Source organism: Tetragenococcus halophilus subsp. halophilus DSM 20339 (assembly GCF_003841405.1).
Lineage (GTDB): Bacteria > Bacillota > Bacilli > Lactobacillales > Enterococcaceae > Tetragenococcus > Tetragenococcus halophilus.
In genome coordinates this window covers 650823-665632 of the sequence record NZ_PXYA01000001.1, presented here as the reverse complement: position 1 = coordinate 665632, position 14810 = coordinate 650823, and the positions used below count along the sequence as shown (strand labels likewise).

13 protein-coding genes are annotated in these 14810 nt (G+C 36.1%); 10 read left to right on the top strand and 3 right to left on the bottom strand.

Features of this window, described 5'->3' with window-relative positions:
• Positions 1-76 precede the first annotated feature (76 nt).
• Both C7K42_RS03110 and C7K42_RS03105 read left to right on the top strand, forming a co-directional pair.
• Positions 77-685, top strand: a complete 609-nt coding sequence (locus C7K42_RS03110; RefSeq protein ID WP_014124974.1) for a superoxide dismutase — start codon at positions 77-79, stop codon at positions 683-685.
• A gap of 93 nt (positions 686-778) precedes the next feature.
• Positions 779-1261, top strand: a complete 483-nt coding sequence (locus C7K42_RS03105; protein ID WP_014124973.1) for a GNAT family N-acetyltransferase — start codon at positions 779-781, stop codon at positions 1259-1261.
• A gap of 221 nt (positions 1262-1482) precedes the next feature.
• On the opposite strand, the gene C7K42_RS03100 is transcribed toward C7K42_RS03105, so the two are convergent.
• Positions 1483-2733 carry an IS110 family RNA-guided transposase gene (locus tag C7K42_RS03100; protein WP_103099798.1) on the bottom strand — a complete coding sequence of 417 codons (1251 nt, stop codon included), beginning with the start codon at positions 2731-2733 and terminating at the stop codon, positions 1483-1485.
• A gap of 474 nt (positions 2734-3207) precedes the next feature.
• Here C7K42_RS03100 and tagD point away from each other — a divergent pair, with 474 nt between their 5' ends.
• From tagD to C7K42_RS03060, 8 genes are all read left to right on the top strand, one after another.
• Positions 3208-3603, top strand: a complete 396-nt coding sequence (gene tagD / locus C7K42_RS03095; RefSeq protein ID WP_014124972.1) for a glycerol-3-phosphate cytidylyltransferase — start codon at positions 3208-3210, stop codon at positions 3601-3603.
• Positions 3604-4004: 401 nt separating this feature from the next.
• Complete coding sequence (locus C7K42_RS03090; RefSeq protein WP_103099797.1) at positions 4005-5063, top strand: ABC transporter ATP-binding protein; 1059 nt, start codon at positions 4005-4007, stop codon at positions 5061-5063.
• A 27-nt stretch (positions 5064-5090) separates the two neighbouring features.
• Positions 5091-5900 (top strand): ABC transporter permease, encoded by an 810-nt coding sequence (locus C7K42_RS03085; protein WP_069028979.1) that lies wholly within the window; start codon positions 5091-5093, stop codon positions 5898-5900.
• A gap of 113 nt (positions 5901-6013) precedes the next feature.
• The gene (locus tag C7K42_RS03080; RefSeq protein WP_061840511.1) at positions 6014-7303 is read left to right on the top strand and encodes an LCP family glycopolymer transferase; all 1290 of its coding nucleotides are present in this window, start codon (positions 6014-6016) and stop codon (positions 7301-7303) included.
• A gap of 303 nt (positions 7304-7606) precedes the next feature.
• A complete protein-coding gene (locus C7K42_RS03075; RefSeq protein WP_103099796.1) occupies positions 7607-9742 on the top strand; it encodes a penicillin-binding transpeptidase domain-containing protein in 2136 nt (711 codons plus the stop codon).
• Between the two features lie 210 nt (positions 9743-9952).
• Complete coding sequence (locus C7K42_RS03070) at positions 9953-11833, top strand: ABC-F family ATP-binding cassette domain-containing protein (protein WP_061840519.1); 1881 nt, start codon at positions 9953-9955, stop codon at positions 11831-11833.
• Positions 11834-11852: 19 nt separating this feature from the next.
• Complete coding sequence (locus C7K42_RS03065) at positions 11853-12800, top strand: thymidylate synthase (RefSeq protein WP_103099795.1); 948 nt, start codon at positions 11853-11855, stop codon at positions 12798-12800.
• Between the two features lie 16 nt (positions 12801-12816).
• Positions 12817-13305 (top strand): dihydrofolate reductase, encoded by a 489-nt coding sequence (locus C7K42_RS03060; protein ID WP_061840521.1) that lies wholly within the window; start codon positions 12817-12819, stop codon positions 13303-13305.
• Positions 13306-13586: 281 nt separating this feature from the next.
• On the opposite strand, the gene C7K42_RS03055 is transcribed toward C7K42_RS03060, so the two are convergent.
• On the bottom strand, positions 13587-14036 hold the full coding sequence (locus C7K42_RS03055; protein ID WP_103099794.1) for an ASCH domain-containing protein: 450 nt from the start codon (positions 14034-14036) through the stop codon (positions 13587-13589).
• Positions 14037-14117: 81 nt separating this feature from the next.
• On the bottom strand, positions 14118-14771 hold the full coding sequence (gene trhA, locus C7K42_RS03050) for a PAQR family membrane homeostasis protein TrhA (RefSeq protein WP_103099793.1): 654 nt from the start codon (positions 14769-14771) through the stop codon (positions 14118-14120).
• Positions 14772-14810: the final 39 nt, after the last annotated feature.

Below are 14810 nucleotides of genomic sequence, written 5' to 3'. Positions count from 1 at the left end.
TTGTTTTGAATAAAATCGCTTTCTTTGATAGTCTTAACTTGTAATTAATAAGTATTATTTTAGGAGGAATTTAGAAATGGCTTACACTTTACCAGATTTACCTTATGCATATGATGCTTTGGAACCTTACTTTGATGAAGAAACAATGCACCTACATCATGACAAGCATCATAACACTTACGTTAACAATTTGAATGCAGCTATTGAAAAACATCCGGAGTTGGGCGAAAAATCAGTGGAAGATCTAGTTGCTGATTTAAAAAATGTACCTGAAGATATTTATACTGCGGTTCGTAATAATGGTGGCGGTCATGCAAACCATGCTTTCTTTTGGAAGATTTTATCCCCTGATGGTGGGGGCGAACCAACAGGCGCATTAGGAAACGCGATCGACAAAGAATTTGGTAGTTTTGATTCATTTAAAGATGAATTTAAGACAGCGGCTACAGGACGCTTTGGTTCTGGTTGGGCTTGGTTAGTTTTAGATAATGGAAAATTAAAAATCACTTCCACACCGAACCAAGATTCTCCATTAACTGATGGTCAAACACCTGTACTTGGTTTAGACGTATGGGAACATGCTTATTATTTGAAATACAAAAATGTAAGACCTGATTACATTGCTGCTTTTTGGCATATCGTGAATTGGGATCAAGCGAATAAAAATTACGAAGCAGCGAAATAATTTTGTTGTTTTGGCATAAGTAGAATAAAACCTCTCGCCAGAAATGCGGGAGGTTTTATCTAATAGAAGGTTTGTACAGAGGGGTTTGTCGCTTTGGAAAAAATAAAAATTACCACAAAAGAACAGTTGGATGATTTTTATCCAGTTTTAGTTAAAATTTGGAAAGAAGTTTTCACACCGGTTATAGGTAGTAATCAGGTAGAATACATGTTGGAAAGTTATCAGAGTAAAGATTTGATCATGCAAGAAATTTCTGCGGGTGTAAATTATTACGCTTTATTAATAAATGGTGTATATGTTGGTTATATCGCTTATGAAGTGAGAAAGGACTATTTATATTTAAGCAAGATTTATATTGCAAGTGAATATCGGAACCAAGGTTTTATGCGAGAAATTTTTGACTTTTTTGATGAATTAGGAGAAAAATATGGATTAAAACAGCGCTTATGGGTGAATCAAGGAAACACACAAGCGATTCGTGTTTACCAACATTTGGGTTTTCAATTGTTAAAAGAAAAAATTACAAATATCGGTGAAGGTTATCAAATGGTAGATTATGTTTTTGAAAAAGAATAATAATTATGAAACATTTCTTAGCTTTTTTTTAACAAAGTTGCTATTTTTTTATTTTTTTGATATCTTCAATATATTAAAAATAAGCATAGTGGTCAAGAGTCAAGATAAAAAATGAAAATCTTTCTTGTTTAAAACCTAAAAAAGGGATCACTGAACTAGACCTGCGCAAATCAAGCGTTTTCACAGGCCGTTTCCTAAGAAGTACGCAAATAACGTTGATGTTATTTTTCTATCACGCTCCTAGGGGGCGTATAGAGTTGATGGTTACGTAACAGCGTATCCACCAAGCGCACAAATTTTCTTGCAGTTAAAACGATGGCTCTTTTATGTTGATGTTTGGGGGTTTCTTGATATTTTTTACGGTAATACATTTGATATTCCGGAAGATAGCGTCTCACAGAGTTGGCAGCTTCAACTAAGTAATAACGAAAATAACGATTCCCTTTTTTCGTCAATGGCGTATTCTCCCGTGAATGACTACCGGATTCGTGTTTTTTCCAGAAAAGTCCAGCATATTTCGCTAAATGGGCCTGGTCTTTAAAACGTTCGATTTGACCGATTTCAGCTAATAGCCCAGCCGCATAAACTTTGCCTACGCCGGGAATGCTGGTTAAGCATTGATATTCTGGAATGGTTTGGACAAGGTCTTCAATGGCCTTATCAAAATCCTTAATCGCTTTTTCTAAGCCACGGATTTCTCGAACGAAAACACTTAAAACAATATCGACTGATTGGTTGACCGCTTTATCTAGCCGGTAGGACGTACGGATGGCCTTTTGAATGGTTTTCGCTAGACCTTGAGGGTCTTTAAAACGACCGCGCCCTTTCTTTTGAAGCCAGTCCGCTAAATCATCTAAAGGGAGCTGTGCGAGATCATCCATCGAAAGATCCTGGGTAAATAGATCCATGATTGCGGCACTAAAGACCGTCGTGCTTCCAGGCGCGTCACGTAATTCCTTTTTTAAGGTGTTACACTTATACGAAAGATTTTCGATAAAGTGTTGTTTGACTTCAACCAGTTGGCATACGGTTTGATAACGTGCACGCGTCAAACGTTGTAAGGCCATATATTTTTCTTCTTTTACAGGAGATGTCGTATAATGCTGGTTCCTTAAATAATCAGCGATCATAAAGGCATCAATCGTATCAGTCTTATCTGTATCAAACATTTTGGCATATTGTTTGATACGATGTGGATTTTCGATGGTCGTAATGGCCTGAATTTCCTGGAGTTGTTCATCTTGATGGAAATTCATGGCTGGGTGATAGCTGTACATGGACGTTGCTTCCATACCAATCACGACTTTGTCAAAATCATAGATTTGGTGTAGCTGTAAGATTTGTTTCTTTAAAGCCGTCGCACCTAAAGTGTCATTGACATAGGTGGTTTGGCACAGGATATTTTTTTCGTCGTCCAGAAAACAACTGTCTAGTTTTTCGGAGCTGACATCGATTCCTACAAAACATTTCATGAGGGAAGGACCTCCTTTCTAAAATTTTTAGGAAAATGCTTCGATACTGTGGGCTTCCCGAGATACACGTTGTGTAACCACAACCTCGTGTACAAGAATATGATAGCCAAAGTTTAAGAGCTGCGTTCGAATCTTCTGTTAAAGATAAGCTTAAACGAAGGCAAAAACAGATAGTGTGTTGGTAGTATAACAACGGTCTGGGTTGCATGCTTATGATCGTAGACAAGCTACAGGAGGCAATAGCACTATCCCATGTGGATCCTTTCCACAGACAATTATATCTCAGAAACCACACAATATCGAAACAAACTCCCATAAAGAAGTGTGCATCATTCCTTAAGATACCCACGCTTCTTTGGACCCGACGAAAGAAAAACGACTAGGCTTTGATGTTATTTATTTATTTTTCAAAGAACCAATCGTAAGACATCAGAAATGATGCTTACAAATATATTTTACGAGTGAGGTTAGAACATGAAAAGAGTTATTACATACGGCACGTTTGACTTACTGCATTATGGACACATTAACTTATTAAGACGTGCTAAAGAGCAAGGTGATTATTTGATCGTTGCTTTATCAACAGATGAATTTAACTGGAAAGAAAAACAAAAGAAATGTTATTTTGATTACGAAAAACGTAAGCAGTTACTTGAAGCGATTCGTTACGTCGACTTGGTTATCCCAGAAGAAGGTTGGGGCCAAAAGGTAAAAGACGTTGTAGAATATCATATCGATACTTTTGTTATGGGAGATGACTGGGTCGGTGAATTTGACTTTGTTGAAGAACAAACGGATGCAACAGTCGTTTACTTGCCACGTACACCAGAAGTTTCAACCACGCAAATAAAAAATGATTTGAAATTATAGTAAGCAAAAAGTCGAGGCGACTCGGCTTTTTTGCTGTGAATCACAGCGACTCAGCGACCAAAGGGAGCTGAAAGCTGATGATGAACAGTACTAGAGCGAGCGAAAGTGAGGTGTAGTGTCTTTAATTTTCAAATCACAGCGACTCAGCGAGCGAAGGGAGCTGAAAGCTGATCCTTCAAGGACTTAGTGACTTGTCACTTAGCCCTTGATGAGATCGAAGCGTAAGCGAAGAGATGAACAGTACTTTAGGAGAGCGTAAGCGGACGTAGTCTTCTAATTATTCATAGATCTTCATTAAAAAAATACTAAATTGCTTATTAGTTTTTTTGTTTGTATTCTTTTCACAGGAAAAATATGCTATGCTATAAATGTTTTGTTATATAAAGAGTAGTTAAGAATGGATGAATAAATTGAAAAACGATGATGTAAAAGTACGAGCTACTTTAGTTACTAAGGAATACGATCTTTATAAGAAAAAATCAGATAAAATAAAATCGCTTTTTAAATTTTCTCGTAGTAACATTCCTAGTTTCTGGGCTTTAAAAGGTGCGAGCTTTGAAGTAAAGGATGGGGAGTCCATTGGTCTCATTGGAATTAATGGATCTGGAAAATCCACCTTATCCAATATTATTAGTGGTATTATCCCACCTACTTCAGGAACAATGGAAATCAATGGAGAACCTACGATTATCTCCATTGGTGCTGGTTTAAAAAAACAATTAACTGGGCTTGAAAATATTCGTTTGAAAGCATTAATGTCTGGTATGACCAATAAACAAATTGATGAACGCATTGATGATATTATTGCTTTTGCTGATTTAGGGGATTTTATACACCAACCAGTGAAAAATTATTCCAGCGGGATGCGCTCACGTTTGGGCTTTTCTATCGCGGTACATAATGATCCGGATATTTTAGTTATTGATGAGGCTTTATCAGTTGGTGATGATACGTTTTACCAAAAATGTGTCGATAAAATTTTAGAATTCAAAGAACAAGGAAAGACTATCTTTTTTGTGAGCCATGCTTTAAAGCAAGTAGAGAAGTTATGTGATAAGACGATTTGGATGCATTATGGAGGCGTACGCGAATTTGGACCTACAGCCGAAGTAATGGAGCATTATAAAGAATTTATTAGTTGGTTCAAAAAATTGTCAAAGAAAGAACAAAAAAAATACCAAACACAACAAAAAGAGGGGCAAAAGAATTTTACTTTAGAAACTTTAAAAGAACGTGTGACAGAAGACGAAGAACTACGAAAGCAAGACTTAAGTAAAGAACAGCTGGCCAAGAATTTAGCGCGTACTCCTCTTGGTGATAAAATGACTGCTCCCACAAGGCTGCTTTTGCTTGTGACGATATTAGCGACTATCTTTTGTATGATAGTGTCTTTTAGTGGAAAATCGTTGACTTATGCCATTGGAAACCCAGCAGATATAATTATGCGTGTTTTTCAATAAACATCGTTGTAGAAAAGGAAGAGTTTTGTGAAAGAGATTATTACGGTCATAAAAGAACAATTTCAGCATATCGGCATGATATTTCGAATGTCTCGATATGAAGATAAAGCGGATTATCAAAGTCATTATTTAGGACTTGCGTGGCAAATCTTAAATCCAGCGATCCAAGTTGGGATTTATTACTTAGTTTTTGGTGTTGGCCTCAGACAAGGTCAAGAGGTTGGAGATCTTCCCTTTATTGTGTGGATGTTAATTGGAATTACCGCCTGGTTCTATATTAATTCTTCCATTTTAGGGGCGTCAAATAGCATTTATAAACAAATCAGTCTAGTGTCTAAAATGAAATTTCCAGTCAGTGTCTTACCAACCACTAATATTGTGGGTAATTTGAGTTCGTATTTTCCTATGGTGGCTATTGTTATTGGAACAGTTTTATCTTTTGGTATTAGTCCGAGTGTATATTGGATTCAATATATTTATTATTTCATTTGCATGATTTCATTTTTATTTGCCTTTGGCTTATTAAATGCCACCATTACAATATTGGTCCGTGATTACCACATTTTCTTGCAGTCTGTTATAAGGCTTTTATTTTATGTATCTGGAGCTATTGTAAATATTGAAGATAGTGGGTTGCCAGATTTTATTGTAAAGATTTTAAGGTTAAACCCTATTTACTATATTATTGACGGTTTTCGCGATACTTTTTTGAGTCGAGGATGGTTTTTTGAAAAAGCTACCTATACCTTAGTTTTTTGGGGAATTGTATTTATTTTATTGATATTAGGTAGTCATTTGCATATGAAATTCCGTGCTAAATTTGTGGATTATATTTAAATATATTTTTCGTTTTTTAAAATTTGGTAATAAAAAAAACGGTATATTGTAAAGTTAAGGGAATTATGCCAAGATTATATGTAATATCTTTTTAGGAGAAAAAGAGGTGTGGGATGCGTTTATATCAGAAAATTATCGTGGGTATATTAACAGCACTCGCTTTAGTCGTTGCTGGCATAACTGCTTATGGAATGCAGGCTTTAGATGATGCAAACAGTGCGATAAATAATATTAATGAAGAGATTAACCGAAGATCAGGTAAAAGAGATAAGGAAGTCAGTATTGCTGATCGTGAACCTTTTTCTATTTTGCTACTAGGGGTTGATTCAGGTGGCTTAGGTCGTAAAGAAGACGATGAAGATCCAGCTCGTACAGATAGTATGATGGTGGTGACAGTTAATCCCGAAAAAGAAGAATCCACTATTGTGAGTTTAGAACGTGATATTATGGCAGATATGCTTGATGATGGTCAAACCTTTGATAAATTAAATCATGCTTATGCTTATGATGGCGTGAGTCTTACTATGGATGTTGTGGAACAATTGCTAGACATTCCTATTGATCATTATGCGACAATTAATTTACAAGGAATGACTGATTTAATTGACGCTATGGGCGGCATTGAAGTCGATAATAAAATTGACTTTACTTTAGAAGGTGTCCATGTTCCTGATGGCAAACATAAATTGGACGGCGAAAAAGGACTTGCTTATGCCCGAATGAGAAAAGACGATCCAGAAGGCGATATAGGTCGACAAAGAAGACAACGTGAAGTTGTTACAAAAATTGTTGATAAATTGGTTAGTATTGATAGCGTGAGCAATTATCGGAGTCTCTTAAATGCGGTGGAAGAAAATTCCAAAACAGATCTTTCATGGAATGACATGCTTGATATTGCAAGTAATTATTATCCAGCTTTTGATAATGTAGAACAAGAACAGCTTCAAGGTCAGAACCAGATGATTAATGGCGTCTCTTATCAAATACTAGGGATGAATGAGTTGTTGGATCTGCAAAATCAATTAAAAAGAGAATTAGAATTACCAACCAGTGAAGAACTTGAAATCGATCCACAAAATGAGTACTCACAAAATGGTTTTATTGGTAATCAGTTTTATGATGATAGTGACGAGACAGACAGCCAAGAGGACGATGAACAAGAATCAGAAAATCCTAATGAGGCCGAAGATCCAAATGAAGAAAATCCTGAAACACAAGAGCAAGAACCTGAATTACCAACTGAGCCTCAAGAACCAGACGAAACACAGGAACAAGAACCACAAGCGCCACAGGAAGAAGTACCGCAAGAAAATTACGAACAACCGGCAATACCAAGTTATGATCCAGTTTACGAGCAAGAGGCAGATACCGGTAATAATGGTTTGTTTAATGTTTATCAGTGATAAGATGGAACTCATGGATGCCATGGGTTCTTTTTTATAAAGGATTATATTTTTCTTAAGAAGTTATCCACACTTAAAAACAAGCTGCAAATGTTTCACGAAATGTTGCAAATTAATCTCTTGTAAAACAAATAGTTCCTTTGTTTTATAAAAATTGTTTAATGTGTTGTGAAACAAAAAGAGCTTTTATTCTTATTTTTTGTATTTTATATAAATATTTTTTGAAATCTGTGTTTTTGCTTTTTTAATTTGAAATTTTTGGTAAAATGGAAAAAGTAGATCGACTATGGAAGGAATGTCATCATGTCTAAGAAAAACAATCATTTGCGTAATTCTCAAAACAATGAGAATGAAGAAAAAAATTATACATATAAAAGATCGCATGTCCCTTTTCGCTTAAATGTGTTATTTGTGGTGATTTTTATCTTATTTGTGGCTTTAGTGATACAATTAGGAAATTTACAAATTGTTAATAGCGATAATATGGAAACTAGAATCAAAGCGTCTACAGAACGCACAATTGAGCAAGGTACGCCAAGAGGAACGATTTATGACTCTCAAGGGGAGCCTTTAGTTGACAATAATTCAGAAGCTTCGATCACATTTACTAGAGGTTTAGATATGCAAGCGCAAGATTTATTGGATATTGCAGTTAAATTAGATGATTTGATCGATATTGATGTGGACGAAGACAAGTTGACGGAACGAGATTTAAAGGACTTCTGGTTAGCAGATGAGGATCATCTCGAGACGGCTCGTGATCGTTTAACAAGTAAAGAATCCAATTTATCAGATGCTGAAGAATATTCCGCTTTGGTGGATAAAGTAAAAGAGGATGAAATTGATTTTGATGAAGATCAATTAAGATTGGCTACGATTTTTCAACGCTTAAATGGCACGCAAGAGTTAAGTACTGATTTTGTAAAAAATCAAGATGTTTCTGATGAAGAAATTGCTCGCGTTTCAGAACGCAGTACTGAATTACCGGGCGTATCTACTGGAATGGACTGGACCCGTAAAACAGTTACTGATGATAGTCCATTGCAAAGTGCTATCGGCCAAGTTTCCACACAAGAACAAGGTCTGCCTGCCGAAGAGGAAGAAGAGTATATTGATAAAGGCTATTCTCGTAATGACCGCGTAGGAACGAGTTATTTAGAAAAACAATACGAAAGTGTTTTGCAAGGTACTAAGGCAAAAATTGAAGTTTCTGTTGATCGTAACGGACAAATTGTCGATCAAAAAACACTCTCTGAAGGTGAGAAAGGTGATAACCTAAAACTTTCTATTGATTCAGAATTTCAACAAAGAGTGGATAAGATTGTTAGAGATAATTATCAAGGCTTGATTGACGATGGTATGGCTAACTATTCTCCTGGGATTTATGCTGTGGCTATGAATCCAAAAACTGGCGAAATCCTTTCAATGAATGGGTATTATCATGAAACGGGTTCTTCTGATATAAGTGAAGATGCCATTGGGACGTATACAAAATCATTTACACCAGGTTCTGTTGTTAAGGCAGGGACATTAACTGCTGGCTGGAAAGCAGGTGCTATTCAAGGCAACCAAGTACTCTATGATCAACCTATTCGTTTAGCTGGCTCAAATAATAAGGCTTCTATTTTCAATAGAAATGGGAATAATAACCAAAATGTTTCTGCCCAAAAAGCTTTAGAATACTCTTCAAACTCCTATATGATCCAAGTAGCTTTAAAAATGATGGGGATCAATTATGATGGTGAAACAATTGCTATTCCTGGCGTGCAAAATCAAAAAGGTGTTTACAAACAATTACGTGATGCCATGGCACAATATGGTCTGGGTGCTGAAACCGGGATTGATTTGCCAGGGGAGACAACCGGGATTCGTACTTCGGTGGATGATTTAAGTGACGCCAAAGGACAAGCAGGAAATGTTTTAGACTTAGCTTTTGGACAGTTTGATACCTATACTCCAATGCAGTTAGTACAATATGTTTCAACTGTAGCTAACGATGGTCAACGAGTTCGACCCCATTTAGTTACTGGAATTTATGGCAATGATGACAAAGGCGGACTTGGCGACGAGAAAGACAAAATTGATACAGAAGTACTCAATGATGTGGATATTTCAGAAGGAAACCTCAATACTATTCAAAAAGGGTTTCATGATGTAGCACACGGAGATGATGCTTGGACAACTGCTAAAGGTTTGGATGATGCTGAAATGGATTTAGCAGCTAAAACTGGGACTGCTGAAATGGTCGTTGTTGAAGATGGCGATGAAATTCAGGTGGATGGTTTAAGCATGGTAAGTTATGGTCCTTATGATGACCCTGAAATTGCTTTTGCTGTAATGATTCCGCAAGTTCGACGCAGTGACGATAGAGGTAAGCCAAACGAAAAAATTACCAAAGAAGTTATGGACGCTTACTATGATTTGTATAAAGACAATTAATTAAATAAAAAAGTGGGAAAGCCCTGAAACGCCCCGCAAAAGTTAGCATCTTCTTCTGGCTTTTGCGGGGCGTTATACACTGTGCTTCCTGCTTTTTTTGTTATATGATAAAAACGAATGCTTTTTAAATTTAGAACATTTTTTTAACTTGGAACCTTTACAGTAAGCAATTATTTTGTGATACAATAAGATGGATCGGAGGAAGATATCGTGAAAGAATTAAAGGTTAGCGATCTTTCAAAAACATACGGGGATAAAGTACTTTTTGATCAAATTTCATTTATTATTCATGAACATGATCGTGTAGGATTGATTGGTGTTAACGGCACCGGAAAAACGAGTTTGTTGTCGATCCTAGCTGGTTTACAAGATGACGATGGAGATCAGCGACATGTTTTTTACCCCAACGATTATCGCATGAGTTATTTACCGCAAGAAACGACATTAGCAGCTGATCAAACGGTGTTAGAAGCTGTATTTCAAGGGGAGAATGAACAAGTTGCTGTAGTAAAGCAATATGAATCAGCTTTACTTGAACTAGAAAATAATAGTCAATCGACTAAAGCACAAAATAGATACGCTGCAGCTCAAGAAGCAATGAATGAAAAAGATGCCTGGAATACTGATACCAACGCTAAGATCATTTTACAAAAATTAGGGATTTCAACTTTAGATAAAAAGGTAGGCACATTATCAGGAGGACAGCAAAAGCGAGTGGGCCTGGCGCAAGTTTTGATCGACGAACCTGATTTGCTTTTGCTTGATGAGCCAACCAATCATTTGGATTATGAAGCAATTGAATGGCTGGAAGACTATCTAGCCCATTATAGAGGCGCACTTTTAATGGTCACCCATGATCGTTATTTTTTAGATCATGTTACTAGTCGCATTTTTGAACTATCCTTTGGTAAACTTTATGAATATCAAGGCAATTACGAAACTTATGTAATGGAAAAAGCGGAACGACAAAGAGTAGCGGCTGAACAAGAAGAGAAGCGTAAGCAATTATATAAGCAAGAATTGGCTTGGATGCGTACAGGACCTAAAGCACGAGGAACGAAACAACAAGCACGCATTAATCGTTTTGAGGATCTAAAAGATAATCTTCATCAAGTACAAAATGATGAACAGGTTGCTTTGGATTTTGCGACTAAACGTTTAGGCAAAAAAGTATTGGAAATTAAAGATGGTTCTTATCAAATGGGGCAACAAACGATTTTAGAACATTTTAATTTATTGGTGCAGTCAAGAGAACGTTTAGGGATTACAGGTGAAAATGGTGCAGGTAAATCGACTTTATTAAATATCCTGGCAGAGCGTTTACCACTTGACTCCGGGGAACTTATTGTTGGTGAAACTGTAAGAATCGCTTATTATACTCAACAAAATGAAGTAATGGATGAAGATAAGCGTATGATCAGTTATTTGCAAGAAGCAGCTGAAGAAGTTACTCAAAGTGATGGTACTACAACAGATGTCGCCGAAATGCTGGAACAATTTTTATTCCCGCGATTTATGCACGGTACTAAGATAGGTAAATTATCCGGGGGAGAAAGACGTCGTTTATATCTATTAAAATTATTGATCGGACAACCCAATGTTTTACTTTTAGATGAGCCGACTAATGATTTAGATATTGATACCTTGACGATTTTGGAAGACTATCTGCAAACATTTCCGGGAGCAGTTATTGCGGTTTCACACGATCGTTATTTCTTAGATAAAGTAGCAGAAAAATTACTCATTTTTAACGGAAATGGTGTCATCGATTCGTATATGGGTTCTATTGCCGATTATCGACAAGAAAAATCAACTAGCGTCAAACCTTCTAAAGCAAAGTCAGTTGCTAAAAAAATAGATCCCAAAACACCGAAAAAGAAAAAATTAACATATGCAGAACAAAAAGAGTGGGAAACGATTGAAGATGAGATCGATACTTTAGAAAGAACAATTGCTCAATTAAAAGAAGAAATGAATCAACAGAGCGATAATTATACTAAACTGCAAGAATTACAAGAAGATGTCGATCAAAAAGAAGAAGAATTGACGAATAAAATGGCGCGTTGGGAATACTTAAGTGAGTATGTATGAATAAGGGGAGGAAGACTGAATGGAGCAAGTTTACCTGGATTTAGGCCGTAAAATTTTAGAAGAGGGAAATCAAAAAGAAGATCGTACAGGTGTGGGTACTAAAAGTATTTTTGGCTACCAAATGCGTTTTGATTTGAGCAAAGGCTTTCCGCTATTGACGACTAAACGAATCCCTTTTGGTTTAATAAAAAGCGAATTATTGTGGTTCTTAAAAGGAGATACGAATATTCGGTTCTTGCTTGAGCATAATAATCATATTTGGGATGAATGGGCTTTTGCCAATTATGTACAAAGTGAGGACTATAAAGGACCAGATATGACTGATTTTGGCCGGCGTTCTTTGGTGGATGAAGCGTTTAATCAAGCCTATAAAAAAGAACATGACAAGTTTTGTGAGATGATCTTAAACGACCAAGAATTTGCAGAGAAATACGGCGACTTAGGCAAAGTTTACGGCTATCAGTGGCGTCACTGGGAAACGACGGATGGGAGTTTTATAGATCAAATGAAAAATGTAATCGAATTGATTAAAACAAATCCTGATTCACGTCGCATGATTGTCACGGCTTGGAATCCCGAAGATGTTCCAAGTATGGCTTTACCCCCTTGTCATACCATGTTTCAGTTTTATGTGAATAATAACAAACTAAGCTGTCAGTTGTATCAGCGTAGTGGAGACGTTTTTTTAGGTGTACCTTTTAATATTGCAAGCTATACGTTGTTAACCCATCTAATTGCGCATGAAACGGGATTAGATGTAGGTGAGTTTGTTCATACATTAGGCGATGCTCACTTGTATAATAATCATTTTGAACAAATGAAAGAACAGTTATCACGTGATATCAAACCAACGCCAAGTTTGATATTAAATCAGGAAAAACATTCGGTATTTGATTTTGATATGGATGATATCCAAGTAGAAGGTTATGCGCCACATCCCGGGATCAAAGCACCGATCGCAGTGTAATGGGAGGTAATATGAATTGTTAATCGCTATTTGGGCACAAGATAAGAATGGATTAATTGGAAAAGATAATAAACTTCCTTGGTATTTACCTAATGATTTAAAGTTTTTTAAAAATAATACAATAAATAATACCTTAGTTATGGGAAGAAAAACATTTGAAGGCATGGGTGGGCGTCCTTTACCTGATCGTGAAACGATTATTCTAACAAAAGATCCTAACTACAAAGCAGAAAATGTAAAAATTTTACATTCGATAGATGAAGTTATTGGATTAGCCAATCGACAATCTACGCCTGTTTTTGTTGGCGGAGGAACAGAGATTTTTCGGGCACTTCTTCCACATTTTGATTATTTATATCGTACTTTTATTGATGAGGTTTTTACAGGAGATACTTATATGCCAGAAGTAGATTGGTCTCAATGGAAGCTAAAAGAAGAAAAAGAGGGTGTGATTGATGAAAGAAATCATTATAAACATCGCTTTGAGATTTACGAAAGAGTATAGTTCGCTAACATGAATGTTGAATTGAATTTTGTGTAAATAAGCGAAGTTTTACTCAATTTTGATTTTTTGAGTAAAGAAATAAAATTCGTTTCTTCAATAATGAAAAGTTGAGGAATGAAATCGAAATTCATTCCTCATAAAAGTGATAAATCGAGCTATAAATACAATTTTTATCTTAAGTAAGACGGAATTGAATAAAGAAATAAGGAAAGTTTCCTCAATTTTTGGATAATAAGGAATGGAACTTAAATCTTTTACTCAACAATAAACGATTTGTTCACTTATACCACTTTGAATACTTCGCCAAGACAGGGAATATCTTCCGAAAATGTTTTGTTTGCATCAGCGTATTCTCGTTTAAAAAAGTCTTCATGTACTTTACGCCAATACGAAAGTGTACGATCACCTTCGCCTTCGTGATAGGCATGTTCTGCGGATACAAAATTAAAAGGGACTATTTCTGCAACTTTGGTTTGGGTAATGCAAATTGGGTGATGATTCCCGTCAAGAATCATATTGTATTCGCCGACTTCCGGTATTTTTTCGCCAATTTCGTATAAGTCATAAGCTGAGGTTGTAGCTGTTTTATCGCCTTTAACGACCAATTCGGCTAGTTCATCAGCCATTTGTTTACTGTCGCCAAAAGACCACGCTGAATAGTTTGTAGTACTGATGCCTTTTTCTTTAACAAACTGTTTCCAGTAATTTTCAATTTCAGTTTGATTGTTCAAATAAAAAATTCCTTTCTTTGATAAAAAAATTTCCTCAAGTATTCGTCTTTTAACCAATACTTGAGGTTTTATTTTTCTAATTTAAGTAAAAAACAAAACGGAAAAGTACATAAATGCTGCGCCTAACATAACAAATAAGTGCCAGACAACATGCATAAACCGTACATTTTTTAGACTATAAAAAATGGAGCCGATCGTATAAGCCAGACCGCCGCTAGCTAAAAGTAGAGCCCCCGAAATTCCTAGAGAGTCGATCAATGGCCGAAAGGCAATAATACATGCCCAACCCATCAAAACATAAATTAAAGTAGAAAGTTTCGAGACAGTTTCTTTTTTGTGCAACGTACATGATTTGTAGACAATACCCGCAATCGCTAACAGCCAAATTACACTGCACAATACCCAGCCAAAGGTGCCGCCAATGCTTAATAAACAAAAGGGTGTATAGCTGCCTGCGATCAGTAAATAAATAGAAGCATGATCGAAAACTTGAAAGACTTTTTTTGCTTTGGTAAATATCAGACTATGAAATAGCGTAGATGTTAAGAAAAGTAAAATCAACATTGAACCATAAATTGCATAAGATACAATATGGATAGACGAGCCCAAACGCGTTCCGCTTACTAGTAAAATGATGAGCCCGGCAACGCTTAAACCAAAACCAATGCCATGAGTTATCGCATTAAAAACTTCGTTTGTTATTAAGTATTTATTTGTAAATTTTTTCGCCTCCACTAGCTTCCCTCTTTCCAGTAAATATGTTCGATCTTTAAT

Excerpts from the sequence above, each read along its gene's own strand:
- C7K42_RS03110 (WP_014124974.1), top strand. The coding sequence starts at position 77 with ATGGCTTACACTTTACCAGATTTACCTTATGCATATGATGCTTTGGAA.
- C7K42_RS03100 (WP_103099798.1), bottom strand. The coding sequence starts at position 2,733 with ATGAAATGTTTTGTAGGAATCGATGTCAGCTCCGAAAAACTAGACAGT.
- tagD (WP_014124972.1), top strand. The coding sequence starts at position 3,208 with ATGAAAAGAGTTATTACATACGGCACGTTTGACTTACTGCATTATGGA.
- C7K42_RS03090 (WP_103099797.1), top strand. The coding sequence starts at position 4,005 with ATGAATAAATTGAAAAACGATGATGTAAAAGTACGAGCTACTTTAGTT.
- C7K42_RS03080 (WP_061840511.1), top strand. The coding sequence starts at position 6,014 with ATGCGTTTATATCAGAAAATTATCGTGGGTATATTAACAGCACTCGCT.
- C7K42_RS03075 (WP_103099796.1), top strand. The coding sequence starts at position 7,607 with ATGTCTAAGAAAAACAATCATTTGCGTAATTCTCAAAACAATGAGAAT.
- C7K42_RS03065 (WP_103099795.1), top strand. The coding sequence starts at position 11,853 with ATGGAGCAAGTTTACCTGGATTTAGGCCGTAAAATTTTAGAAGAGGGA.